The 23,994-nt window shown below is 55.1% G+C and carries 16 protein-coding genes; 9 read left to right on the top strand and 7 right to left on the bottom strand.

Annotated elements, in window-relative coordinates:
• The first annotated feature begins 34 nt into the window (after positions 1–34).
• Both EDB95_RS15690 and EDB95_RS15695 read left to right on the top strand, forming a co-directional pair.
• Positions 35–970 carry an NAD(P)H-binding protein gene (locus EDB95_RS15690; RefSeq protein ID WP_133994750.1) on the top strand — a complete coding sequence of 312 codons (936 nt, stop codon included), beginning with the start codon at positions 35–37 and terminating at the stop codon, positions 968–970.
• 8 nt (positions 971–978) lie between these two features.
• Positions 979–1,899, top strand: a complete 921-nt coding sequence (locus EDB95_RS15695; protein WP_133994751.1) for a helix-turn-helix domain-containing protein — start codon at positions 979–981, stop codon at positions 1,897–1,899.
• On the opposite strand, the gene EDB95_RS27890 is transcribed toward EDB95_RS15695, so the two are convergent.
• On the bottom strand, positions 1,892–2,023 hold the full coding sequence (locus EDB95_RS27890; RefSeq protein ID WP_262710523.1) for a hypothetical protein: 132 nt from the start codon (positions 2,021–2,023) through the stop codon (positions 1,892–1,894). The two genes, EDB95_RS15695 and EDB95_RS27890, sit on opposite strands and share 8 nt — an antisense overlap.
• A 129-nt stretch (positions 2,024–2,152) precedes the next feature.
• Between EDB95_RS27890 and EDB95_RS15700 the strand changes: the two genes are divergently transcribed.
• Positions 2,153–3,592, top strand: coding sequence for a hypothetical protein (locus EDB95_RS15700; RefSeq protein WP_133994752.1), 1,440 nt, complete (start codon positions 2,153–2,155; stop codon positions 3,590–3,592).
• Here EDB95_RS15700 and EDB95_RS15705 read toward each other — a convergent pair.
• From EDB95_RS15705 to EDB95_RS15715, 3 genes are all read right to left on the bottom strand, one after another.
• Positions 3,543–4,373: an alpha/beta hydrolase fold domain-containing protein gene (locus EDB95_RS15705; protein WP_133994753.1), complete on the bottom strand. Its 831-nt coding sequence runs from the start codon at positions 4,371–4,373 to the stop codon at positions 3,543–3,545. The two genes, EDB95_RS15700 and EDB95_RS15705, sit on opposite strands and share 50 nt — an antisense overlap.
• A gap of 69 nt (positions 4,374–4,442) precedes the next feature.
• On the bottom strand, positions 4,443–5,027 hold the full coding sequence (locus EDB95_RS15710; RefSeq protein ID WP_133994754.1) for a Crp/Fnr family transcriptional regulator: 585 nt from the start codon (positions 5,025–5,027) through the stop codon (positions 4,443–4,445).
• Between the two features lie 233 nt (positions 5,028–5,260).
• Positions 5,261–6,760 (bottom strand): T9SS type A sorting domain-containing protein, encoded by a 1,500-nt coding sequence (locus tag EDB95_RS15715; RefSeq protein WP_133994755.1) that lies wholly within the window; start codon positions 6,758–6,760, stop codon positions 5,261–5,263.
• Between the two features lie 137 nt (positions 6,761–6,897).
• Here EDB95_RS15715 and EDB95_RS15720 point away from each other — a divergent pair, with 137 nt between their 5' ends.
• Together EDB95_RS15720 and EDB95_RS15725 are read left to right on the top strand one after the other, a co-directional pair.
• Positions 6,898–7,263 carry a SnoaL-like domain-containing protein gene (locus EDB95_RS15720; protein WP_133994756.1) on the top strand — a complete coding sequence of 122 codons (366 nt, stop codon included), beginning with the start codon at positions 6,898–6,900 and terminating at the stop codon, positions 7,261–7,263.
• Between the two features lie 68 nt (positions 7,264–7,331).
• A complete protein-coding gene (locus tag EDB95_RS15725) occupies positions 7,332–7,556 on the top strand; it encodes a hypothetical protein (RefSeq protein WP_133994757.1) in 225 nt (74 codons plus the stop codon).
• A gap of 26 nt (positions 7,557–7,582) precedes the next feature.
• On the opposite strand, the gene EDB95_RS15730 is transcribed toward EDB95_RS15725, so the two are convergent.
• Positions 7,583–16,732: a cadherin-like beta sandwich domain-containing protein gene (locus EDB95_RS15730; RefSeq protein ID WP_133994758.1), complete on the bottom strand. Its 9,150-nt coding sequence runs from the start codon at positions 16,730–16,732 to the stop codon at positions 7,583–7,585.
• A gap of 251 nt (positions 16,733–16,983) precedes the next feature.
• On the opposite strand from EDB95_RS15730, the gene EDB95_RS15735 reads away from it, so the two are divergent.
• The 4 genes from EDB95_RS15735 to EDB95_RS15750 are packed head-to-tail and all read left to right on the top strand — an operon-like array spanning position 16,984 to position 22,882.
• Positions 16,984–18,714 carry a DUF4214 domain-containing protein gene (locus EDB95_RS15735; protein ID WP_133994759.1) on the top strand — a complete coding sequence of 577 codons (1,731 nt, stop codon included), beginning with the start codon at positions 16,984–16,986 and terminating at the stop codon, positions 18,712–18,714.
• 57 nt (positions 18,715–18,771) lie between these two features.
• A complete protein-coding gene (locus tag EDB95_RS15740) occupies positions 18,772–21,963 on the top strand; it encodes an AsmA-like C-terminal region-containing protein (RefSeq protein WP_133994760.1) in 3,192 nt (1,063 codons plus the stop codon).
• Positions 21,964–21,973: 10 nt separating this feature from the next.
• Positions 21,974–22,528 carry a Crp/Fnr family transcriptional regulator gene (locus tag EDB95_RS15745; protein ID WP_162852626.1) on the top strand — a complete coding sequence of 185 codons (555 nt, stop codon included), beginning with the start codon at positions 21,974–21,976 and terminating at the stop codon, positions 22,526–22,528.
• A 45-nt stretch (positions 22,529–22,573) separates the two neighbouring features.
• Positions 22,574–22,882 carry a hypothetical protein gene (locus EDB95_RS15750; RefSeq protein WP_133994762.1) on the top strand — a complete coding sequence of 103 codons (309 nt, stop codon included), beginning with the start codon at positions 22,574–22,576 and terminating at the stop codon, positions 22,880–22,882.
• On the opposite strand, the gene EDB95_RS15755 is transcribed toward EDB95_RS15750, so the two are convergent.
• Entirely contained in the window at positions 22,860–23,414 is a 555-nt protein-coding gene (locus tag EDB95_RS15755; RefSeq protein WP_133994763.1) for a dihydrofolate reductase family protein, read from the bottom strand. The two genes, EDB95_RS15750 and EDB95_RS15755, sit on opposite strands and share 23 nt — an antisense overlap.
• 8 nt (positions 23,415–23,422) lie before the next feature.
• Positions 23,423–23,887 carry a YybH family protein gene (locus tag EDB95_RS15760; protein WP_133994764.1) on the bottom strand — a complete coding sequence of 155 codons (465 nt, stop codon included), beginning with the start codon at positions 23,885–23,887 and terminating at the stop codon, positions 23,423–23,425.
• Between the last annotated feature and the right edge of the window lie 107 nt (positions 23,888–23,994).

Genomic DNA, 23,994 nt, shown 5'->3' on the forward strand with positions numbered 1-23,994 from the left:
AATCTCCCTCCCCGGGCAGGGTGATCTTTGTCCAATGAAAATGACGATCACCGGTTCCCTTGGGAACATCAGCAAACCCCTGACGGAGCTCCTTGTCAGGCAAGGACATACTGTCAAAGTTATCAGCAGCGACCCCTCCAAAAAGACCGCCATTGAAGCCATCGGCGCCACCGCCGCGATCGGCTCCATTGGGGATACCGGTTTTTTGGCCAGGGCGTTTACAGGTGCCGACGCGGTATACGCCATGATCCCCATGAGCTTTGCCGAGACCGACCAGGATGGGTATATGCGCCGGATGGCGGATAGTTATGTCCAGGCCATCAAAGGCACCGGTGTACCACGGGCGGTGGTCCTTAGCGGCTGGGCTGCTGACCTGCTCAGCGAGGGGAATGCAGAGAAGATCTTTGATCAATTGAACGGCGTCTCGGTCTGCATCCTGCGGCCTGCTGCCTTTTACAGCAACTTTTATATGTCGATGGACCTGATCCGGGGCAAAGGATGGATCGGGAAATTTCTGACGCTTCGCTATTCCGGTCTCGGGGCGTTGCTGACCGGTAAAACGGGCCTCCTGATGGGTAACTATGGTGGTGACGACCGCACTGTTTTTGTATCCCCCAAAGACATCGCTGACGCCGCCGCTGAAGAATTGCTGACGAACACCGATCCAAAGAAGATCCGGTATGTCGGCAGCGAGGAAATGACCTGCAACGAAGCGGCCCGGATTATCGGCACGGCCATTGGCAAACCCTGGCTGAAATGGGTATTGATTTCCGACAAGGAGATGTTGCAAGGTCTGAAAATGGCTAAGATGCCGGACAAACTGGCGGCGTCATTGGTGGAGATGCAAACGCTCATACACAAAGGGATACCGCTTCAAAACTTTCACCGCAGTCAACCGAAGTGGGGACGTGTAAAGCTGGCCGATTTTGCCAAAGAATTTGCGGTGGCGTATCATACTCCAAAAGCGTAACTTGTTGTATGCCCGCAAAGCAGCTCTATAGGATCAAAACCATCACGGAGTACCACCGGCTATGGCAACTGCCCAAGCCGGAGCACCCGTTGGTGAGCGTCATCGACTTCGCGGACATCACGCCCCCGTTTATGGACGGAGAGGTTAATATCATCTTTGATTTTTACAGCATCTCGTTGAAAAGAGCGCCCCAGGTTATCTTTAAATATGGGCAGCAGACCAGCGATTTTGATGAAGGGGTTCTTTTCTTCATGGCGCCGGGGCAGGTTTTTGGCTTTGAGGTCGATCAAGGCATTACGCAAAGACCGACGGGCTGGGTGATCCAACTGCACCCTGACTTTTTGTGGAATACACCGCTGGCCAGGTCCATCAGGCAATATGAATTCTTTGACTACACCGTTAACGAAGCGCTTTATCTCTCGGAAAAAGAAGAAATTATGATCACCGGCATCGTACAATCGATGGCGCAGGAATACCGCACGAATATCGACCGGTTTACCCAAAGCGTGATGGTTGCCCAGTTGGAATTGCTGCTCACTTATGCCGACCGGTTCTACCAGCGACAGTTTATTACCCGCAAAGTGGCCAACCACGAAGTGCTGGGTCGTTTGGAAGACCTGATGTCGGCTTATTTCAGGAGCGGTGCTTTGGCGACAGAGGGCCTGCCCAGCGTGGCGTATATCGCCGAAGCGCTGCATATATCTCCGGGTTACCTAACCAGTCTTCTTAAATTGCTGACCGGCCGAAGTACGCAACAGCACCTGCACGATAAACTGATGGAACTCGCCAAGGAGAAGTTAACCACCACCCATTTGTCCGTCAGCGAAATTGCTTATGAGCTGGGGTTTGAACACTTGCAGTCGTTCAGCAAGCTCTTTAAAGCCCAGACCAGCCTTTCGCCCATGGCTTTCAGGCGGTCGTTTAATTAAATGACTTTTTCTCTTCCGGGACTATTTCAATAGCAGACGGCTGGAGGCGCAGGGTGAAGAAGGCGTACTGAAAGCCTGCCGACAGGAGACAAAAGGCGCCGAATACGGTTGCGATCGTGATCATAGCATTGTGATTTTAAATACCACACAATACTACATCGAAACGAAAAGCTGCGCGGTTAGCTGGTTGTTAAGCAACCTGTTATCCATTTGTTATTGAAAAAAAGCTTATCTTAGGATGCAACCTCCCGCGATGATACCAGCGCATTCCCATACATCCCCTACACAGACGGCCAGCCGCGCGGCTGCAAATACGCCGGCATCAAACGGTGGACCCCTTCCCATACAGGCGAAATTCGCTAAGCTTAGCGAGGAACGGATCATCGCTGTTAGGAACAAAGCCAAGGAGGATGGAGAGGATTTGGATACCGAATATCTTCAAGGCCTCTATATCAAGGGGGAGGACGCCGCCAACAACAAGCCGCAGCTTTTCTTTAAGGTAGCCAGCGTCCCGAAAAATTATTTTACCGGCCTTGGCGGTGACGCAGCTAAGAATATCTTTTTGTTCGCGCATGTAGAGTCCGTAGAACAGGGGGAAGCGAAAGAAGCGTTGCTGAAAACAACCGCAAGCCCCAAAAACCTGTTGCAGATATTGCAGGAGGATCTGCTACTTTGGGACGAGAATGAAACCGGGCCGAAGAAGGTGGATGAGCTTGCAAACAATGCCGAACGTTTTGTCCCGGGACAAAAGGAAAAAACAAAAAACGACCTTGTCGGGAGTGTATTGCTGGGCGGTGTGGCGGAAGACGACGGGGGAGGATACGGATCCATCGAATTCCGTTTCAAGGTAACGACGGGTGATTTGTTTATTCTTTCAGGGGTTGATGGACAAAAGGAGGCATTGGAGGCGAAATACCCCCAGGTAAGGGTGCTCCCGGAGGGAAAGGACGACCTTAAAAAAGCAGGGTTGGCCTATACGTTGGCAAAATTACCTTATGCAAAGGAGCGCGTAAGCGACACGTATGTTTATGTTGAGGAGTCGCTGATTGAAGCGCATACAATGGCCCTTATAGAATTGCTGGCGGATCTGGGCGTCGATGAGCGGACTACAGGCGGCAGCTTGAGTAATGCATCGGCGGGGGCAGCCTTACCGGCCAGACCGATTGCGGCACCAAAGGTACGGGAGAAGAAATATGTATACCGCGCCACCAGGGGGAGCCGGGACGCGGGGCAGAAGGCGGCTATGAGCAACTTTTCCGCGAAAGACTACGTAAAGCGGTTTAGCGCGGACGAAGCGAATGCAACAGATTGGGAGTGGTTGCACATACAGGGTAGCCGCCTGGGCGGCCCCAACCGGCCGGAAAACCTCGTGGCGGGTACCGCGGATGCCAACACGCACATGATCCCTTACGAACGGGCCATATTCGAGCTGAGCTCCGTGGCGACCCAGGCGAAACCCGTCAACGTTAAATGGAGCGCCTCGGTACGAAAGGACGCCGATGGCAACAATACCCACGTCGGCAACGAGATCAGCATCGACGTCGCCTTCCCCAATGGCGCACCCACCGCCACGGACAACGTCAAACCCACCGAAGCGATAAAAATTTTCCCCAGCACATTCAAGGCGTCCGACAGCGCGCCGTTTACAAAAAAAGACAGGGATTTGCTGGATGCGGTGAAAAAAGGCGAATAAACCCGGCGATTTCTTCAAAAGCCCGGCGGCCTGCCGTACTATAAACATCCTTACGCAGCCATACATGGACCTGATCCTCATAAATCGTCAACCTCGACACCGGCTGTATGTCCTTTATGTATTCATAGAAATGCCTGCTGTCATCCAGCAATATTTCATTCGAACCGGCCATGATGAGCACCGGGGGGAACCGTGCCGGCCGTACATTTTCCGGGCTCGCCAGGTCCAGCGTTCCATCGCCCGCATAGGCGCGCGCAAGCATTTGTAACAGGTCCCTGGTCAGGACTGGATCGATGGCGGCGTTTGCTTCATAAGAGGGGTAGTCGCAAGCCAACCTGATCCAGGGAGAAATCAGCACGGCTGCCTTTGGCAGCGGTAGGTCCCTTTTGAGCAGTTCGCCAATGACCTGGACGATCAGGCTGGCGCCCGCGCTGTCTCCGATGAGGTACGGCAGATCGACCTCCCCGTAAACGCTTAGTATGTCCTGAATACCCGCGGGCCACGGCTTTTCCGGTGCCAGCGCGTACTCGATGAAGAGCGTCCTGGCTTGCAGCTTTTTGGCCAGGTGACTGACAAACTTGTCGTGGGATCGGATAGACCCCATGGCGAAGCCGCCACCATGAAGGTAAATGATCGTCTTGCCCTGATCCGGATCCTCGGGTGTAAACCAGTAGCAGGATACCCCGTTGATGGTGGCCGGTGCAATGGATACCGTCGGCTCGTAGTCATAAGGGCGCGGCTTCCGATCGAAGTCCTCCCTTCTTTGTTGTATGTCTTCCATACCCGCAAAGCTATCGCGAACGTCAGGCGCCGTGGTATAAGCTGGTTTAAGAAACAGCCTTAACCTGGTTTAAGCCTTCCTGGAAAGCTCCTTGCGGATCCTGCTGAGGAATTCCGGCGTGATGCCTAAGTAAGAGGCGATGTGCGTATTCGGCAGTCTTTGCGACAGGGCGGGGTATTGCCCCAAAAAGGCCAGGTAGCGTTCTTCGGCGGTGGCGCTTATGGTTTGTAACAGCCGGTTTTCCAGTTCGGCAAAACGGGTTTCCACGATCACCCTGAAATTCCGGTCGAACTTTGGATAGGTCCTGAACAGGTGGATGAGGTCCGGCCGGCTCAGTTGAAAAATGACCGAGGGCTCTATGGCTTCTATATATACGCTGCTTTTCTTTTGGTTAAAAAAACTGTCGATGATCATGATCCATTCATTCTCCGCCGCAAACTGGAGGTTGTGCTCTACGCCCTTCTTGTCTACATGGAATACCCTAAAGCATCCTTCTGCGACAAAGGTGTAATGCTTGCATACGTCGTCTTCCTGCAGGATGAACTGCCTCCGTTTGATTTTCCGTTCGACGACCCGGTTCGCTACGTCCGCTTTTTCCGCCTCGTCGAGGGGAAGGTACCTGTCGAAACTCGCGAATAAGGTGGTTGTGGTCATATAATTTATGCTGTGAAGAAACGATTTATTTTCGGTAAATTCAGAAGTATGAGCGAGCGCAAGATAAAACATAGCCAGACGCTTACCCTTCAAGGCAGCTATCCAAGGATTCATTTCAAGGTAACGTATGAGCAGGGACCGGAGGCCGGTCGGATGTATTTCGCATTACGTCGGGCCCGGGGAATAAAAAAGCCCGACGCAAACGCGCCGGGCTACATGGGCTTATTATACACTTAGCGAATGACGACAAACTTTTGCGTGGAGCTCCCTTTGCTGGTCATGATCTGAACAAAATAAATACCATCCGGCAGGTCATGGATATCCAGGTATTCAGTGGCATTCGTGCCGCCGAATGTGGCCTTCTTCATCAGTTGACCGGCTGTATTGAAAACATTGGCGGTTTTGATCGTACTCGTGCTGGCTTCGCCCTCCTGTTTGTCCGCGATAATCGCCACTTCCCTCATGCCTGAGTGGGCCATCAGCGTCACCTTCGCTGTCTGGGCCCCGAACCCGCCAGCACCCGAGCCCTGGTCCACGAAATAGTATTGAGGCCCGTCCACCCAGCCGCCGCAAGCCGTTTCGTATTCCGGCGTGATGTATACGTCGCCGGTTTGGTTGGAATTAAGGTGAGGCGTGGTAAAAGTGACGGTGTTGGTGGTTTTGCCGCTGATCGTGGCTACGGGTTCCACGATCCAGTTATAGGCGATGATCGGTTCCGCCGTGAGCGGTCTCATGGTCCAACTAAAAGGACCGGGGCCCGTCAATTTTTCTCCATCGACGAGATTGTTCAGGAAAGGACCCTTGGTACCTGTAGTGATGGCTACGGACACCGGGCTGCTGGTCGCGCCGTTTGGATAGACGGATGCTACGGACACGGTTACGGTAGAACCACTACCCACTGTACCGGCTGATACGACAACGGACGTTGCCGGGGTGGACAGGCTCTGTGACCCGCTTGCCTGGAAAGTCGCGGCTGCGTTTCCCGACAGGCTCCAGTTATAGCTGGTTGCTCCGCAGGGCGCATTGATGGTAAAGGTATTCGCGGAGTTATTACAGATAGCCGTTGGGGTGGAACCGAAGGTGGGGGCCTGCGTAGGCCTGGAGACCGCCAGGACGGTTGATGTAAAGGTATAGCCGCAGTACAGTGTTGTCGTGACCGACACATTTCCGGCCGTAGTTGCATCCGGAGTAACCGTTGCGGTGGGGTTCGTGGTACCACCGGCCCCGTTGCCGGAAGTAACGGTCCAATTGCTGGGAACATTCCAGGTATAGGAGGAGACGTCAGCGGGCGTAGGGACGTATAACTGGGACGTAAAGGTCGTATTAAAAGTGACCGGCGAAGTACAGTTCAGGAGCGCAGGCGTGTTCTGAGTAATGGTATTCATGGCTATGGCGGCCAGCGGCACATTAATGGTATTTGATTTTGCCGTCGTGCCGTTATCGTAATAGACGATGCAGTATACGGTAAATGTCCAGTTGCCGTCGTTGGCGTTGCAGGTTATGCGCACCGCCTGGGTGACATCGGTAGAGGTCGCCTGATAAACGCCACTGCCATACCACATTGACTTTTGAAAATTGGCGCCGGCCGGCGGGGTAAAGGAGGTCAGTTGAAAGTAATCCTGGCCACAAGGATTGGTAGCCGATGGCAGGTTAACCGCGGTGATCGTTTCGCCGCTGGCAAAGGCCGAGAGGGTAGTAAGGAAAAAAACAAAGGAGAGTAGCATTCGTATCATGGGCTATAGATTTTTCTAAAACTACTAGAAATCAGGAAGTTAAAAGGCGGCATTATATAACTGCTGCATTTGGCCAATATCTGCTGACATAGGGCTGTCACTCACCCCTTTTACCTTGGTCCCATAAAAAAAAGACCATGACAACCCAGGAACTAGCGGCCCGTTACCAGGAGCTGATGACACAACGGAAATTTATCGAGATCCAGGACACCCTCTATCACGAAGACGTCGTTTGCCAGGAACCCGAAAAAGCAGCACAGATGGGGATGCCCGTCCTGACCCACGGCCGGGAGGCCGTCAAGGCGAAGGGGATTGCACGCCGGTCCGGGATAGAAACACTACACAGTTATGCCTGTAGCGAGCCGATCGTCGCGGGTGAATTTTTCAGCGTCACCCTGAAACAGGAGGTGACGTTCAAGGGGCAGCCACCCATGGTACTGGAGGAAATTGGGGTTTTTCATGTGAAGGAGGGGCAAGTTGTCAAGGAACAGTTCTTTTATTGAGTGTTAAAAGCCCGCACATTGTCGCGAATGCCCCGGACTTAGTTTGTCCGCCCGTTTAACTTTGTTCAATGATAAACACGATCGCCGGTCTTGAACTGGCCCAAATCGGATGGGTGGTCCCGCGCGTCACCGGCCAACTGCGCGAAGACGGCTATGCGGTTATCAGCGAAGTAGACCACCCCATCGCGCGGATGGCGTTTTTCGACACCAGTCAGACGATGGGGGTGGCTACCGAAATTATGGGGATCACCCCCGAGGGGTGGGGCGCCATCGAACAGATGAAAAACGCCTGATAAAAAGACAACATTACATTATGTCTTTATTGCACCAACACTTTGAATACCGGGTAAACCAATTCATTGTTCCGGATACAGACCACTCGTAGCAGGTAATACCCCGGTGCAAGATTGGATATGTCGACCGGTATATCGTTGCTGTTGTTAGTCACGTCAGTCTCCCCACGGACAACCCAGCCGCTGACCGAGAACATGATGTACTTCACGATCAGGTAGTCGGAGCTGAAGCGGATGTGCAGCGTTCCGTGTGCCGGATTGGGGAATGCCCCGATGTGTGACTGGAACCCGGCCCCGCTGTACGACGTAATGGTAAAGGAGACAGGGGTGGCCGCGTTGTAATCGTTGTCCCCCGACTGTTTAGCGGCGACGGTGACGGACCCCGTACCGGTGAATTCCAGTTGGTTCCCTATGATCGTCGCCAGCGTCGGGTCTGAAACGGTATAGGTAACCGGCAGCCCCGAGCTTGCGGCGGCTGTTAGCATAATAGGGGTACCCGTCGTCACGCTCGACGGCAGTGCCGGGAAGGCGATCGATTGATCGGCCTTGTTGATTTGCAACACCTGGTTGACCTCACCGGCCGGCAGGTAAGAGGCGTCTCCACCCTGGGAAGCGGTAATGGTCACCTGACCTGCGGATACAATATGGACCATCCACTGACCGCTGGCGTTTTCCGATACGGTAGCAATCGAATTATCCTGCGACGTAAACGTCACGGGTAACCCCGAAGTCGCCGTCGCATCGATGGCGACATCCGGATGCCCATAGGTGACCGCCTGTAACGGACTAAACGTAATGGTTTGAGCAGCCATCGACGCTCTTGTAACCGTCAGCGTATAGGTGTCCGTGGTGACACCATCCTGTGCGGTGACAGCGACGGTGATGGTATTTGAGCCGACGTTCAGGGTGATGGGCCCTGCGGCTGACCCCGATGTTACGGCTGTCCCATTCACCTTTATGGTTGCTGTGTTGTCCGCTGCTGTCGGGGTGACGGTGATGCTGGCCGTTGCATTACCTACGCTGGCTGTGTAGCTGGTCGTCCCGGTGGCAAATGAGGGTGTCAAGGGACCACTGCTGATAGCGAGGTTTGCCAGCGTGGCAACCGAAGATGGCGCCCTGGTGACCGTGATCGTATAAGTGTCTGTCGTAACGCCGTCCTGGGCGGTGACAACGACGGTGATGGTGTTCAAGCCGACGTTCAGGGCAATGGGCCCCTCGGCTGAACCCGATATTACGGCTGTCCCATTAACTTTTATGGTTGCTGTGTTGTCTGTTACTGTCGGGGTGATGGTGATGCTGGTTGTTGCATTGGTTACGCCCACTGTGTAGCTGGTCGTGCCCGTTGCGAATGAGGGCGTCAGGGCGCCACTGCTAAGGGCAAGGTTTGCCAGTGTGGCGACGGAAGACGGCGCCCTGGTGACCGTGATCGTATAAGTATCTGTGGTGACGCCGTCCTGGGCGGTGACAACGACGGTGATAGTGTTCGAGCCGACGTTCAGGGCAATGGGGCCCGAGGCTGACCCCGATGTTACGGCTGTCCCGTTGACCTTTATGGTTGCTGTGTTGTCTGTTACTGTTGGGGTGATGGTGATGCTGGTTGTTGCATTGGTTACGCCCACTGTGTAGCTGGTCGTACCCGTTGCGAACGAGGGCGTCAGGGCGCCACTGCTGAGGGCGAGGTTTGCCAGTGTGGCGACGGGAGACGGCGACCTTGTCACCGTGATTGTATAGGTATCTGTTGTGACGCCGTCCTGGGCGGTGACAACGACGGTGATGGTGTTCCAGCCGACGCTCAGGGCAATGGGGCCCGAGGCTGATCCCGATGTTACGGCTGTCCCATTAACCTTTATGGTTGCTGTGTTGTCCGTTGCTGTCGGGGTGACGGTGATGCTGGTTGTTGCGTTACTTACGCTAGCCGTATAGGTGGTCGTTCCGGTGGCGAACGTCGGTGCCAGGGAGCCGCTGCTAAGGGCGAGGTTTGCCAGTGTGGCAACCGAAGATGGCGCCCTGGTGACCGTGATCGTATAAGTATCTGTCGTAACGCCATCCTGTGCGGTGACAACAATGGTGATGGCATTCGATCCGACGCTCAGGGCAATGGGGCCGGAAGCTGATCCCGACGTCACGGTTGTTCCATTCACCGTCACCGATGCGGTGTTGTCGGTGACCGTCGGTGTAACGGTAATGCTGGTTGTTGCGTTACTTACGCTAGCTGTATAGCTGGTTGTTCCGGTGGTGAACGTCGGTGCCGGGGTGCCGCTGCTGATGGCGAGGTTTGCCAGTGTGGCGACGGAAGACGGCGCCCGGGTGACAGCAATCGTATAAGTATCCGTGGTGACGCCGTCCTGGGCGGAAACAACGACGGTGATGGTATTCGATCCGACATTCAGCGCGATGGGTCCGGAGGCAGACCCGGAAGAAACCGCCGTGCCGTTCACCGTCACCGACGCGGTGTTGTCGGTCACCGTTGGGGTGACCGTGAGGCTGGTGACCCCATTGCCGACGCTGGCGGTATAGCTGGTAGTTCCGGTTCCGAATGACGGTGCCAGGGTACCGTTGCTGATGGCGAGGTTTGCAAGTGTGGCGACGGAAGACGGCGCCCTGGTTACAGTAATAGTATAGGTATCCGTGGTGACGCCATCTTGAGCAGTGACAACGACGGTGATGGTATTCGATCCGACGTTCAGCGCGATGGGCCCGGAGGCAGACCCGGAAGAAACCGCCGTGCCGTTCACCGTCACCGATGCGGTGTTGTCGTTTACCGTTGGTGTAACGGTGATGCCGGTCGTTGCATTACCTACGCTGGCTGTGTAGCTGGTCGTTCCTGTTACGAATGATGGGGCCAGTGTTCCACTGTTGAGGGCGAGGTTTGCCAGCGTGGCAACGGATGACGGTGCCCTGGTTACAGTAATTGTATAAGTATCTGTCGTAACGCCATCCTGTGCAGTGACAACGACAGTGATGGTATTTGATCCGACGTTCAGGGCGATGGGTCCGGAGGCAGACCCGGAGGAAACCGCCGTGCCGTTCACCGTCACCGATGCCGTGTTGTCGGTCACCGTCGGAGTGACGGTGATGCTGGTGGCCCCATTGCCGACGCTGGCGGTATAGCTGGTCGTTCCAGTTGCAAACGTTGGTGCCAGGGAGCCGCTGCTAAGGGCGAGGTTTGCCAGTGTGGCAACGGAAGACGGCGCCCTGGTGACCGTGATCGTATAAGTATCAGTCGTAACGCCATCTTGGGCAGTGACAACGACGGTGATGGTATTCGAACCGACGTTCAGGGCGATGGGTCCCGAAGCAGAGCCGGAGGAAACCGTAGTTCCGTTGATGGTCACCGTAGCCGTGTTGTCGGTCACCGTCGGAGTGACGGAAACACTAGTGACGCTATTGCCGACGCTGGCGGTATAGCTGGTGGTACCTGTAGCGAACGTTGGTGCCAGGGCGCCGCTGCTAAGGCTAAGACCGGAAAGGTTAGCGACGGAAGACGGCGCCCGTGTAACTGCGATCGTATAAGTATCCGTGGTGACGCCATCCTGGGCAGTGACAACGACGGTGATGGTATTCGATCCGACATTCAGCGCGATGGGTCCCGAAGTAGAGCCGGAGGAAACCGTAGTTCCGTTGACGGTCACCGTAGCCGTGTTGTCGGTCACCGTCGGAGTGACGGAAACACTGGTGACGCTATTGCCAACGCTGGCGGTATAGCTGGTGGTACCAGTAGCGAACGTCGGTGCCAGGGCGCCGCTGCTAAGGCTAAGACCGGAAAGGGTAGCGACGGAAGACGGCGCCCGTGTAACTGCGATCGTATAACTATCCGTGGTGACGCCATCTTGGGCGGTGATAACGACGTTGATGGTATTCGATCCGACATTCAGCGCGATGGGTCCGGAGGCAGACCCGGAAGAAACCGCCGTGCCGTTTACCGTCACCGACGCGGTGTTGTCAGTCACCGTTGGGGTGACGGTGATGCTGGTGACCCCATTGCCAACGCTGGCGGTATAGCTGGTGGTCCCTGTTCCGAATGACGGTGTCAGGGTGCGGCTGCTGAGGCTAAGCCCGGAAAGGGTGGCGACCGAAGACGGCGCCCTGGTTACAGTAATTGTATAAGTATCCGTGGTGACGCCGTCTTGGGCGGTAATGACAACAGTGATAATATTCGATCCAACGCTCAGGGCGATGGGCCCGGAGGCCGTGCCAGAAGCCACGGATAAACCATTCACCGTAACGGATGCGGTGTTGTCGGTGACCATCGGGGTGACGGTCAGACTGGTGACGGTATTGGCGACGCTAGCCGTATAGCTGGTCGTCCCGGTGGCGAACGAGGGGGACAGTGTCCCGCTGCTGAGGGTAAGGCCGGAAAGTGTAGCGATGGCGGACGGTGCCCGGGTGACAGCGATCGTATAAGTATCCGTGGTGACGCCGTCTTGGGCGGTGACAACGACGGTAATGGTATTCGATCCAACGTTTAGGGCAACGGGTCCCGAGGCAGACCCGGAGGAAACTGCCGAACCATTGACGGTTACCGTAGCCGTGTTGTCGGTGACAATCGGGGTGACGGTAACGTTGGTGATCCCGTTTGCGACGCTGGCGGCATAGCCGGTCGTCCCGGTGGCAAACGTCGGCGCGAGGGTGCCGCTGCTGAGGCTAAGACCGGAAAGCGTGGCGACGGAGGACGGTGCCCGGGTAACAGTGATCGTATAAGTATCCGTAGTGACACCGTCTTGGGCGGTGACAACGACGGTGATGGTATTAGACCCAACGTTCAGTGCAATGGGACCGGAGGCCGTGCCAGAAGCCACGGATAAACCATTCACCGTCACCGATGCGGTGTTATCGGTGACCGTCGGGGTGACGGTCAGACTGGTGACGGTATTGGCGACGCTAGCCGTATAGCCGGTCGTCCCGGTGGCGAACGAGGGGGACAGTGTCCCGTTGCTGAGGATAAGGCCGGACAGTGTAGCAACGGAGGATGGCGCCCGGGTGACCGTGATCGTATAAGTGTCCGTCGTAACGCCATCCTGCGCGGTGACAACAACGGTGATGGTATTCGCCCCAACGTTCAACGCGATGGGGCCTGAAGCGGACCCGGAGGAAACGGTCGAGCCGTTAACGGTAACCGTTGCCGTGTTGTCGGTGACGGTCGGTGTGACGGTAACGCCGGTGATCCCATTGGCGACGCTGGCGGTATAGCTGGTCGTCCCGGTGGCGAACGTCGGCGCGAGGGTGCCGCTGCTGAGGCTAAGACCGGAAAGCGTGGCGACGGAGGACGGTGCCCGGGTAACAGTGATTGCATAAGTATCCGTAGTGACACCGTCTTGGGCGGTGACAACGACGGTGATGGTATTAGACCCAACGTTCAGGGCAATGGGGCCGGAGGCCGTGCCAGACGAAACAGAAGAGCCATTCACCGTCACCGATGCAGTATTGTCGGTCACCGTCGGGGTGACTGTGATGCTGGTGACCACGTTACCGACGTTAGCGGTATAGCTGGTGGTTCCTGTGGCGAACACCGGTGCTAGGGTGCCGCTGCTGAGGGCAAGGCCGGAAAGGGTAGCAACAGAGGACGGCGCCCTGGTGACCGTGATCGTGTACGTATCCGTAGTGGTGCCATCCTGGGCAGTGACGATGACGGTGATGGTATTAGATCCAACGCTCAGGGCGATGGGACCGGAGGCCGTCCCGGAGGAAACAGAGGTGCCGTTGACGGTAACCGTCGCCGTGTTGTCGGTTACCGTTGGGGTGACCGTGACGCTGGTGACGCCATTACCAACGCCGGCAGTATAGCTGGTGGTTCCGGTGGCAAACGTGGGTGCCAGGGTACCGCTGCTGAGGCTAAGGCCAGAAAGTGTAGCCACGGAAGAGGCCGCCCGGGTGACAGAAATCGTATAAGTATCCGTCGTAACGCCATCCTGGGCAGTGACAACGACCGTGATGGTATTAGCCCCGACATTCAATGCGATGGGGCCTGAAGCGGACCCGGAGGAAACAGTCGAGCCGTTAACAGTAACCGTTGCCGTATTGTCGGTCACGGTCGGTGTGACGGCAACGCTGGTGATCCCATTGGCGACGCTGGCGGTATAGCTGGTCGTCCCGGTGGCGAACGTCGGTGCGAGGGTGCCGCTGCTGAAGCTAAGACCGGAAAGTGTGGCGACGGAGGACGGCGCCCTGGTGACCGTGATTGTATAAGTGTCTGTCGTAATGCCATCTTGGGCGGTGACAACGACCGTAATGGTATTCGACCCAACGCTCAACGCAATGGGGCCCGAAGCAGACCCGGAGGAAACGGTCGAGCCGTTGACAGTAACCGATGCCGTGTTGTCGGTCACCGTCGGGGTGACTGTGATGCTGGTGACCCCGTTGGCGACGCCAGCCGTGTAGCTGATGGTCCCGGTAGCAAAAGCCGGTGCCAGGGTACCGCTGCTAAGGGTAAGACCGGAAAGGGTAGCGACGGAAGACGGCGCCCGGGTGACAGCAATCGTATAAGTATCCGTGGTGACGCCATCCTGGGCGGTGACAACGACTGTGATGGTATTCGACCCAACGCTGAGGGCGATGGGCCCCGAAGCAGACCCGGAGGAAACGGTTGTGCCGTTGACGGTAACCGTTGCCGTGTTGTCTGTCACCGTCGGGGTGACCGTGAGACTGGACACCGCATTGGCGACGCTAGCCGTATAGCCCGTGGTTGCGGTAGCGAACGCGGGGGACAGCGTCCCGCTGCTGATAGAAAGCCCCGAAAGTGCTGCAACGGAGGACGGTGCCCTGGTGACCGTGATCGTATACGTATCCGTGGTGGTGCCATCCTGTGCGGTGCCGACGACGGTGATGGTATTCGACCCAACGCTTAGGGCAATGGGACCGGAGGCCGTGCCAGAGGCCACGGATAAACCATTCACCGTCACCGATGCGGTGTTGTCGGTCACCGTCGGGGTGACGGTCATACTGGTGACGGTATTGGCGACACTAGCCGTGTAACCGTTGGTTGCGGTAGCGAACGCGGGGGACAGCGTCCCGCTGCTGATAGAAAGCCCCGAAAGGGTAGCGACGGAAGACCCCGCCCGGGTAACAGTGATGGTGTACGTATCCGTAGTGACACCATCCTGCGCGGTGCCGACGACGGTGATGGTATTGGACCCGACGTTCAGGGCAATGGGACCGGAGGTCGTGCCAGACGAAACAGAAGAGCCATTCACCGTCACCGATGCGGTGTTATCGGTGACCGTCGGGGTGACGGTCATACTGGTGACGGTATTGGCGACGCTAGCCGTATAGCCGTTGGTTCCGGTAGCAAACGAGGGGGACAGTGTCCCGCTGCTGATAGAAAGCCCCGAAAGTGTTGCAACGGAAGACAGTGCCCTGGTGACCGTGATCGTATACGTATCCGTGGTGGTGCCATCCTGTGCGGTGCCGACGACGGTGATGGTATTGGACCCGACGTTCAGGGCGATGGGACCGGAGGCCGTGCCAGACGAAACAGAAGAGCCATTCACCGTCACCGATGCGGTGTTGTCGGTGACCGTCGGGGTGACGGTCAGACTGGTGACGGCATTGCCTACACTAGCCGTATAGCCGGTCGTCCCGGTGGCAAACGAGGGAGACAGTGTCCCATTGCTGATAGAAAGCCCCGAAAGTGTTGCCACGGATGACGGTGCCCTGGTGACCGTGATCGTATACGTATCCGTGGTGGTGCCATTCTGTGCGGTGCCGACAACGGTGATGGTATTGGACCCGACATTCAGGGCGATGGGACCGGAGGCCGTGCCAGACGAAACAGAAGAGCCATTCACCGTCACCGATGCGGTGTTGTCGGTGACCGTCGGGGTGACGGTCAGACTGGTGACGGTATTGGCGACGCTAGCGGTGTAGCCGGTCGTCCCGGTGGCGAACGTGGGAGACAGTGTCCCGTTGCTGATAGAAAGCCCCGAAAGTGTTGCCACGGAAGACGCCGCCCGGGTGACTGTAATTGTGTAGGTATCTGTGGTAACGCCGTCCCTGGCAGTGACAACGACGGTGATGGTATTTGACCCGACACTCAACGCAATGGGTCCCGAAGGCAACCCGGAGGAAACGCTCGTGCCATTTACCTTTATCGTTGCCGGGGTACTGGATGCCGTTGGGGTAACGGTGAGGCTGGTGACCGAATTGGCTACATTGGCATAATAACTTTTTATCGCCAAACTGAACGACGGGGACAGTGTCCCACTACTGATGATAAGACGACCGAGGGGGTCTAGCGTTGTGAAAGAAAGGATATTCCCCACCGTTGTTCCAAGCGAATTGGTTGCACCCACCCGGTAATAAAAGGTGGTGTTGGCTGCTATAGATGTCACCGCTCTTGTGATCGGGGTGACCCCGGCTCCGGCCGCAAGGGTGGAGGGGGTAGCGAGGTAATAAGTAATGACACCGCTGCTCAGTGTGGGACTCGTGCCAACTTGGAATCGGATACTGCTCGTCGCGTTTCCGCCGTCACCGACTGTGCCGTTGAGGGTGACGGTCGAGTAACCGACGCTCGTAGCCGCGGTCGTAACGGAAGATGGATCCGTTGATTCGACGAAGGACGCGTCGGCAGTAGTCGAGGCGCCGTTGGCGACCGTTACTGTGAAGGGGCCGGGTAAGAAAGTATTCATCCCGGTATAGTAGGTGCCATCATTACCCAGGTAGTAAGGCGTATTAGGGCCGGTGATAAAAGGATCTTTGGTTATATCGTAAATCCACGTAAAGTAGTTATTAGATCCGCCGGCTGTAGAGACATAGAATTTGCCTCCTGTGTAAACGGTGATCGTGGACGTTTCTACAAAGTCAAACGCTCCATCGGAGTCATTGTCTTCGATGACACCGCCGGAATAAACCTCCAGTTGCAGTGGGTTCAAGAAGTAAACGCCCGCGGTGGTGGGCGTGGTGCCGACAACGATCAGGGTACCGAATACTTCGATCCTGGATGGGTTATTAAAATCGAAGGTTCCATAGGTGGCGTCTGCCGAACCGGCGGCTGCATCTACGGTAACAGTATACCCGGCGGGAATAATCGCCACGTCTCCGGTGGTAGGTACACCCGCCCCGCCCCATGTGGCGGCAGCGCTCCAGTTCCCGGTTGTTGTAGCGGTATAGGTAGTGGCGTGTACGGTCAAAAAAGCCGAAGCCAGGAGTAAACAGACAGCAAGCCTTATTCCTTTTAACATGCAGCAAGTATTGGATTTAGAACGGAGGTTCTCAAATCAGTACAGAGGTTCCCAAGAACCACAAGATAAGAACAAATTGTAATGCAATTACTACGTACGCCGAATTAATTTGTAATGCAAATTGGATCAATGTCTTATTGATGTCGTTATGGATATTCTTGATAAGGAATTCTCCCCATTTATTATAAATATTTCTTTCTATTTTGAGCGTGCTATTAAATCATTAGTTAACCTACCAAACCGCTCAACTCATGAAAAAAGCTTACCTGTTTGCAGGCATTCTCTTTTTTTGTATCAGTTGCAAAAAAAATGTCACACCTACATCTTTGCCGCCGACAACGTCGGGGAACGCTTTCAGCTCCCCCGCTACCTACACCTTTAATCTCCCGATGAGGGTGGCGCAACCTTTTATCTGGGGTGCCAACGGTCATCCACTGTATCCAGGGGCGTATTATAACGCGGATCCAGGGGTGTATAATAGCTATTTGCGCTGGCAGATGGGCCTGCTCAAGGAACTGCAGGCCCCCTGGTACCGGGTAGACTTCAACCCGGACCCGAACGGCGATGGAGGGTACGCCTCTACTGCTTATGGGCCGAATGCCTCGGCTCTTTTTGCCGCTGCGGCGGATAGCGGCGTCGGTATCCTTCCGATTATTATATGGGATCACGCTTTCGTTCAATCGCTTAACCCGGACAATGCGTATGCAAGTGGTGTGACGTCGGCGCAGTCATTCATGAGTACTTATGCTGGTGATTTTCCACAGCATTATTATGAAGTGGCCAACGAGGAGGACGATGCATACGGATGGGCATATTTTAACGCTAGCTCATTTATACAGGCCGTCATTTGTAACTATTTTAAAGGAATGATAGCAGCGATCAAGGCGGCAGATCCCCAGGCCAAAATCATCATCAATTCCGGTGGTAACCCGTCCTTTTTCAGCACCTTGGCTACATATCAAGTACCGTATGATATAATAGGGTATGACAACTATAATGGCGAGTCGTCCCTGTCCGGCGCTCTGAGCACCCTGAGCAGCTATGGCAAGGACATCTGGCTGACGGAAATAAACAATTATGTGACTGCTACAGACCAGCCTGGTAATACCGAGACAAGCGCGATCGATGATGAATTTGAGGCCTGCGACCAGAAGCCTGTAAAAGCCATTTTTTTCTATGAGCTTTTAAATGAGGATGGAAAAACGGGAAAAGATGAAGCGACGTTAGGGCTTATCCAATGGAACTCCCCCGGGGTTTTTACGCCTAATAACGCCATCAAAAAGCCGATTTTTGAAGAATACAAATTCAAGATCGAGGAGACGGACTACGGCTGGTATGACATGGCCTATGCCACCTTCGTGTATTGTGATTTCCGGCAACCCGATCCCGGTGGATTGGTATCCTGGACGAACTGGTTTACCAGCAACCGGAATATACCGGAGGCCTTTAATATTCTCTTGCCGCAGGAAAACTACACGCGCTGGGTGGACCAGCTTTTTGAGCTGCTCCTCGGCAGGGCCGCCGACCCCGGCGGCGAGGCCTGGTGGACACAACAACTGGTCAATGGCGCTACGCGGGAAAGTGTGATAGAAACCTTTGTGGGAGGGGCCGAATTTATGCAGGATGCGGGAGGTACGAATGCCGGATTGGTCAATAGGGCCTATCAATTGTTGCTGGGCCGCGCGCAGAATTCCAACGATCCCGATTATGTAGACGAACTGAATAACGGCTCGATCCTTCCCTGGCAAGTGGCGCAAGGAATCCTCGGGACGGTGGAATACCAGACCGACTATGTGACCCACATATTTAACACGGTGCTGAATCGCGCGCCAGACCCGGGTGGTCTCAGCTTTTGGGTGGGGCAGATGCAAGGAGGCATGAACCAGTTGGATGTCTACAAGTCATTCCTGAACGGCCCTGAGTTCTATCAGCAGGCGATTCACCAGGGATATGTGCGGAATCATCCCCCGTACGCTTTTTAAAAAATAAATGCGAGGTTTTTAGTATATTTCTGCTTTAAACCTCGCATTTATTATCCTATGTCAACCAAGCTCCGGAAACGCCTGATCCGGCTCCTCCTTATCCCCCTTCTTTCCTTGCTGGCCTTGGTGGGCCTGGCTATTATTCTCTTATTATCGCAGCAGCAGCGCCTGGTGAAGCTGGCGGTAAAGGAGCTGAACAAACAACTTCCGTCGGGAGACCTGGCGGTCGGAGGAAGCGACATTGCCGTTTTCCAGAATTTTCCATACATATCCATCGCCTTGAGCGATGTCCGGTTGTACCTGGGGAAAAGGGAAACCGATTCACCCATTGTCAAGGTCGAACGGGTGTATTTGGGCTTTAGTTTACCGGATATCCTCCGACAGCACTACCGGGTCAAGGCCCTCGGTCTCAAAAACGGCTTTGTGCATCTGTTGCAAGACCGGCAAGGGAACCTGAACATCATAGAAGCCATGCGGATGCCGGTGGACAGCACCGGTGCGAAGGATACCACGACGTCGGGCGCCCTGGACCTGGATGTAAAAAAGTTTGTCCTGAAAAATATGGACGTGACGTACCTGGACTCGGCCAGCAGGCAACACCTTTCTTCCCATATCGACCGGGTGCAGGCTTCCTGCCGCCTGGACAGCGGGAAGGTGTTTGCCGGGTTGGAAGGGGGCCTGGTTTTCGACTATACCCGGCCGGGAGCGGCCTTGTTCCTGCACAAACACTTGTCGACGACGCTGGAAATGTCCTACGACCAGGAGACAAAATTCCTGAGGCTGCCGGTGGGCAAGTTGCGCTTTGAGGACGCCTCGTTCAATATCACGGGAACGGCAGACCTGCAACACGGGGATTCGTTGGATATCCATATCAAGGGGGATAAGGATGATTTTAAACAGCTCCTGGCCTTTGCCCCGGAACAGGTCGTCCATGAGCTGAAACCATTCCGCTACGACGGACGCATCAGCTTCGACGCCACCATCAACGGCCCGCTACAGGGGGGACGGCTGCCTTTGATCAACCTTACTTTTGCCTGCGCCGATGCCTGGGTGCACAACACCAAGGCGGGCAGGCATCTTGACTCCGTTTCCTTCAAAGGATATTATACCAACGGACCGGGGCATTCCCTGAAGACCTCGGAACTGCGCCTAACTGATATGACGGCCCGGCCCGATAAGGGGGTCTTCAAGGGCAACTTCATCATGCGCGACTTTACGGACCCGAAAGTGCTGATGCAGGTCAACTCCGAGCTGGAGATCGGTTTTATCGGGGCCTTCCTGGGAATAAAGGACCTGGAGCGGATCTCCGGGCACATCACCCTGAAAATGGATTTCAACGAATTGGTGGACATCAGCGCCCCCCAGCAGTCCCTCAGTCAGTTGACACAGGGGATACAAAGCGAGCTGACCGTACGGGACCTGGCTTTCCGGATCCCCGGCTATGCTCGGCCGGTGGAGCACCTGAACCTTCACGCCCAAATGAAGAACGGCTTTGTTACGCTGGACAGCCTGTCCGGTAAGATAGGGCGTTCGGACATTCATTTGATGGGGTCTTTGAGTGATCTGCCCGCGCTTTTTCACCAGCGACAGCAACCGGTCGCACTCCATTGTACGGCATCCAGCTCGACCCTGGCGATCAAGGACCTGCTGGATACGACAAAAACGGGTCACTGGGTCGACGAAGAAGTCTACGGACTGACCATAGCCCTCTCTCTCCAAACCTCAGTAGACCAGTTGCTACATCCCAGTCCCCTGCCCAAGGGCCGGTTTACCCTGGACAGCCTCAATGCGTCGTTCAAAAAGTATCCCCATGCTTTCCACGACTTCGGTGCCGACCTTACGATCAATGATACGGCCCTGTTCCTCCGGAATTTCGGGGGGATGATCGACAGCAGCGACTTGCGCTTTAACGGACGTGTCGTTAACTACGCGCTTTGGTTCGAAAAGGTCAAGAAAGGGAAGACCCAACTGGCCTTCGACCTGAAGTCCCGGCGCCTGGCCATGAGAGACCTGCTGGGCAAGCGCAGCAGCCAGTTTGTGCCCCCGGATTACCGCCAGGAGACCGGCTCCAATATCTGGCTCCGGTCGAAGATAGACTTGCGGTACGACTCTGTGTTCCAGTTCGCCGACGCAAAAATTGCGCACATATCGGGGGCGCTTCAACGGCATGATTTTACCCTGGACAGCATCCGGGGGAATGTAAAGTTCGGCATCGACGATTACATCAAGATCGATACCCTCCAGGGTAGGGTGGGGAATAGCGACTTCAACCTCAGCATGCGGATCTATAACGGGAAGGATACGATACGGAGGAAAAAAGAAAACTACCTCCAATTCGCCTCCCGTTTCCTGGACGTCGACCAGCTCAGTAACTACCGCCTGACGGAAGCCGACAGCACCGGTACCGCAGCGGTATCCCACGATTCCGCCTTCACCATTTTCCAAATCCCTTTTATTGATTTCAACGGTTCGGTCAACATCGGAAAGATCAAATACCATAAGCTGGGCACCAAGAACCTGGTCGCCCGGATCCGCATGCAGGCGGGTCAGCAGCTATACCTGGACACCCTGGGGATGGATATTGCCGGGGGAAGGATCACCGCCCGGGCCCATTTCAATGGATCCGACCCGAAGAAGATCTACCTCCGGAGCAGGGTGAACCTCCAGGGGGTCGACCTGGAAAAGCTCCTCCTGAAGCTGGATTACCTTGGCCAGGATTATTACATCAACAAAAACATCAAGGGCACCGTCGACGGCCAGATCACAAGCTATGTGCTCGTCCACCCCGATTTTACACCCCAAATCGACCAGTCCGAAGCGCAAATAGCGGTCGAGATCCACAACGGTGCCCTCATCAATTTTGCCCCCATGCAGGCCATGTCGTCCTATTTCCGCGACAAGAACCTCAACATGATCCGCTTTGATACCTTGCGGAACACGCTGGCCTTTAAAAACGGCGCTTTGACCATCCCCGACATGAATATCAATTCCTCTTTGGGGTATATAGAAATAGCGGGGCGCCAGTCCCTGGACATGCAAATGGAGTACGACCTCCGCATTCCCCTCAAGCTGGTGACGGATGCGGGCTTTAGCAAACTCTTCGGAAAAAAGAAGGAGGAGGTGGACCCCAACCAGGTGGACGCCATCGAATACCGGGACAAAGAAAAGCGTGTCCACTTCATCAACCTGAAGGTCACGGGTACGCCGGATGACTTTAAGGTGCACTTGGGGAAGGCAAAGAATTCGTAGTTTCGAACCTATGAACCGGCAGTTGACGGACTTTTCCGAGGCAGACCACGCGTTGTATAACGCCGTGGTCAGCGCAAGACACCTCAAAAAAGGAGACATCATCCTGGAAGAAGGTACCGTATGCCGCGCCGTCTATTTTGTAGAACAGGGCTACCTGCGCAGCTTTTATCATAGGGAAGACGGAGACATCGTCAACCTCAACTTCACTTTCGAGGGAGAGTTCACCAGCGACGTCAAAAGCGCCATGACCCGGGAACCGTCTACCATGTCTATTGAAGCCGGAGAAGATGCCCTCGTTTGGACATTCGACCTCGGCAAACTCACCCCCGACATGAAATCCCTGCCCTGGGTCAGCCAGTTCATCCGCCGCACGGCCATGCAGATGCTGCTGGCTTCCGAAGTCCGCGGCAACCTCCTGAAGATCTATACGCCCGCCGAACGGTACCGCTACCTCGAAGAGAACATGCCGCATATCCTGCAACGGGTGTCGCTGTCACACCTGGCCTCCTTTCTGGGCGTAAGCCGCGAGACGTTGAGCCGTATACGTGCCAAAAAACGATTGTGACATTTGACACAGCCCCATCCGGTCGTATTTCCCCATCTTTGCCGTATGGAATGGTATCAATACGTCGCCTGTTTTTTCGCTGGCATATTTTTAGCCAACGTTGTGCCTCATTTTGTCGCCGGCGTGTCCGGTAATAAATTCCCCACACCGTTTGCCAACCCGCCCGGCCGGGGTTTGTCTTCGGCCACCACGAACGTGCTTTGGGCGCTGGCTAATCTCGTTGTCGGCTTCCTTTTGTTCCGGGTGGGCCACCTGGCAGCGGGTGAACCGTTTTCCCTGCTGGTGTTTTTTGCAGGCATCGCCTTTATCAGCATTTTTGCCAGCAAACACTTTACCCAGAAACACCGGGAATGAGGTGAAGCGCCACGCAGCCGTTTGGTAAAGTCGTTGACTCCACCAGTTTTAATGGCAAGCGCTCCTGCAGGTCCAGCCGCCGCCCTTCCCCCACAAGGATGGGATGAACGACAAAATAATATTCATCCACCAGGCCAAGAGCAATCAACTGCCGGGGAAGATCTACGCCACCGGTAAAGATATTTTTGCCTGGTTCCTGTTTCAATTGGAGGATATCCTCCTTAAGGTTGCCCCGAACGATTCTTGCATTCTTTTCGACGCTGTCCAATGATTGCGAGACAACAACAATTTGGCCGACGGTGTCAAATGTCCGTGCGAATTCGTTCACGGCTTTTGTTTGTCCGGATTGATTTTTGGCGATGTCGGGCCAAAACGGAACCATCAACTGATACGTAATACGACCATAAAGGAGTACGCCGGCGTCTTGTAGGAGCGCTGCAAAATATTCCAGTATGTCGTCACTGCCGTTTACCTTGGTATGGTCGCAGCAGCCATCGATGGTGAGGTTGATGGCGTAGATCAGTTTTCTCATTTGTTATCTTATTTTGGAATAGGCGCGTCAAAATTGAGCATGTGCAGGTATATCCTCCAACCCACATCCGTCTTTTTCCATACGATAAGAACCTTTCCCTTATTCACGGACGCCCCCTTTGCATTAAAGACCTCAAAAGCGCCGTGCTGCGTCACGAACTCCGGGGTTTGTCCATACAATCCAAGATGGGTAAATATAGCATCTCTAACCCCAATCTGGTAGTAGATATTTTTGAAAAATTTCAGGACACCCTGCTGGCCGCTAAGGGTGGGGGCGTTGGGCGCCATGATGGAGGCGTCCGGCGCATAGCAATTCAGGAATAACGCGGAGTCACCCGTATTCATGGCCACTTTCATTTGTCCTTCCACCTTGTGGATGTCATCTTCGACGGAGGCACTGGCGTACCCGGTCTTGACAGGACGACCGGCAAAAAAAAGCGCTGTAAAAAGGAGGAGAGCTGTTGTTTTTTTCATGACATATTTGGTTATAAGGATACGAATGTCCGAAGACAAAGGCCTCCCGGGATAACCAAAGTTGCTATTTTACGATGTCACAAACACCCCCTTTGATTGACAGTTTA

Source organism: Dinghuibacter silviterrae, from assembly GCF_004366355.1.
GTDB lineage: Bacteria > Bacteroidota > Bacteroidia > Chitinophagales > Chitinophagaceae > Dinghuibacter > Dinghuibacter silviterrae.

Bases quoted from the DNA above. Each gene is read 5' to 3' on its own strand.
- EDB95_RS15690 (WP_133994750.1), top strand. From the start codon at position 35: ATGAAAATGACGATCACCGGTTCCCTTGGGAACATCAGCAAACCCCTG.
- EDB95_RS15695 (WP_133994751.1), top strand. From the start codon at position 979: ATGCCCGCAAAGCAGCTCTATAGGATCAAAACCATCACGGAGTACCAC.
- EDB95_RS27890 (WP_262710523.1), bottom strand. From the start codon at position 2,023: ATGATCACGATCGCAACCGTATTCGGCGCCTTTTGTCTCCTGTCGGCA.
- EDB95_RS15700 (WP_133994752.1), top strand. From the start codon at position 2,153: ATGATACCAGCGCATTCCCATACATCCCCTACACAGACGGCCAGCCGC.
- EDB95_RS15705 (WP_133994753.1), bottom strand. From the start codon at position 4,373: ATGGAAGACATACAACAAAGAAGGGAGGACTTCGATCGGAAGCCGCGC.
- EDB95_RS15710 (WP_133994754.1), bottom strand. From the start codon at position 5,027: ATGACCACAACCACCTTATTCGCGAGTTTCGACAGGTACCTTCCCCTC.
- EDB95_RS15715 (WP_133994755.1), bottom strand. From the start codon at position 6,760: ATGATACGAATGCTACTCTCCTTTGTTTTTTTCCTTACTACCCTCTCG.
- EDB95_RS15720 (WP_133994756.1), top strand. From the start codon at position 6,898: ATGACAACCCAGGAACTAGCGGCCCGTTACCAGGAGCTGATGACACAA.
- EDB95_RS15725 (WP_133994757.1), top strand. From the start codon at position 7,332: ATGATAAACACGATCGCCGGTCTTGAACTGGCCCAAATCGGATGGGTG.
- EDB95_RS15730 (WP_133994758.1), bottom strand. From the start codon at position 16,732: ATGTTAAAAGGAATAAGGCTTGCTGTCTGTTTACTCCTGGCTTCGGCT.
- EDB95_RS15735 (WP_133994759.1), top strand. From the start codon at position 16,984: ATGAAAAAAGCTTACCTGTTTGCAGGCATTCTCTTTTTTTGTATCAGT.
- EDB95_RS15740 (WP_133994760.1), top strand. From the start codon at position 18,772: ATGTCAACCAAGCTCCGGAAACGCCTGATCCGGCTCCTCCTTATCCCC.
- EDB95_RS15745 (WP_162852626.1), top strand. From the start codon at position 21,974: ATGAACCGGCAGTTGACGGACTTTTCCGAGGCAGACCACGCGTTGTAT.
- EDB95_RS15750 (WP_133994762.1), top strand. From the start codon at position 22,574: ATGGAATGGTATCAATACGTCGCCTGTTTTTTCGCTGGCATATTTTTA.
- EDB95_RS15755 (WP_133994763.1), bottom strand. From the start codon at position 23,414: ATGAGAAAACTGATCTACGCCATCAACCTCACCATCGATGGCTGCTGC.
- EDB95_RS15760 (WP_133994764.1), bottom strand. From the start codon at position 23,887: ATGAAAAAAACAACAGCTCTCCTCCTTTTTACAGCGCTTTTTTTTGCC.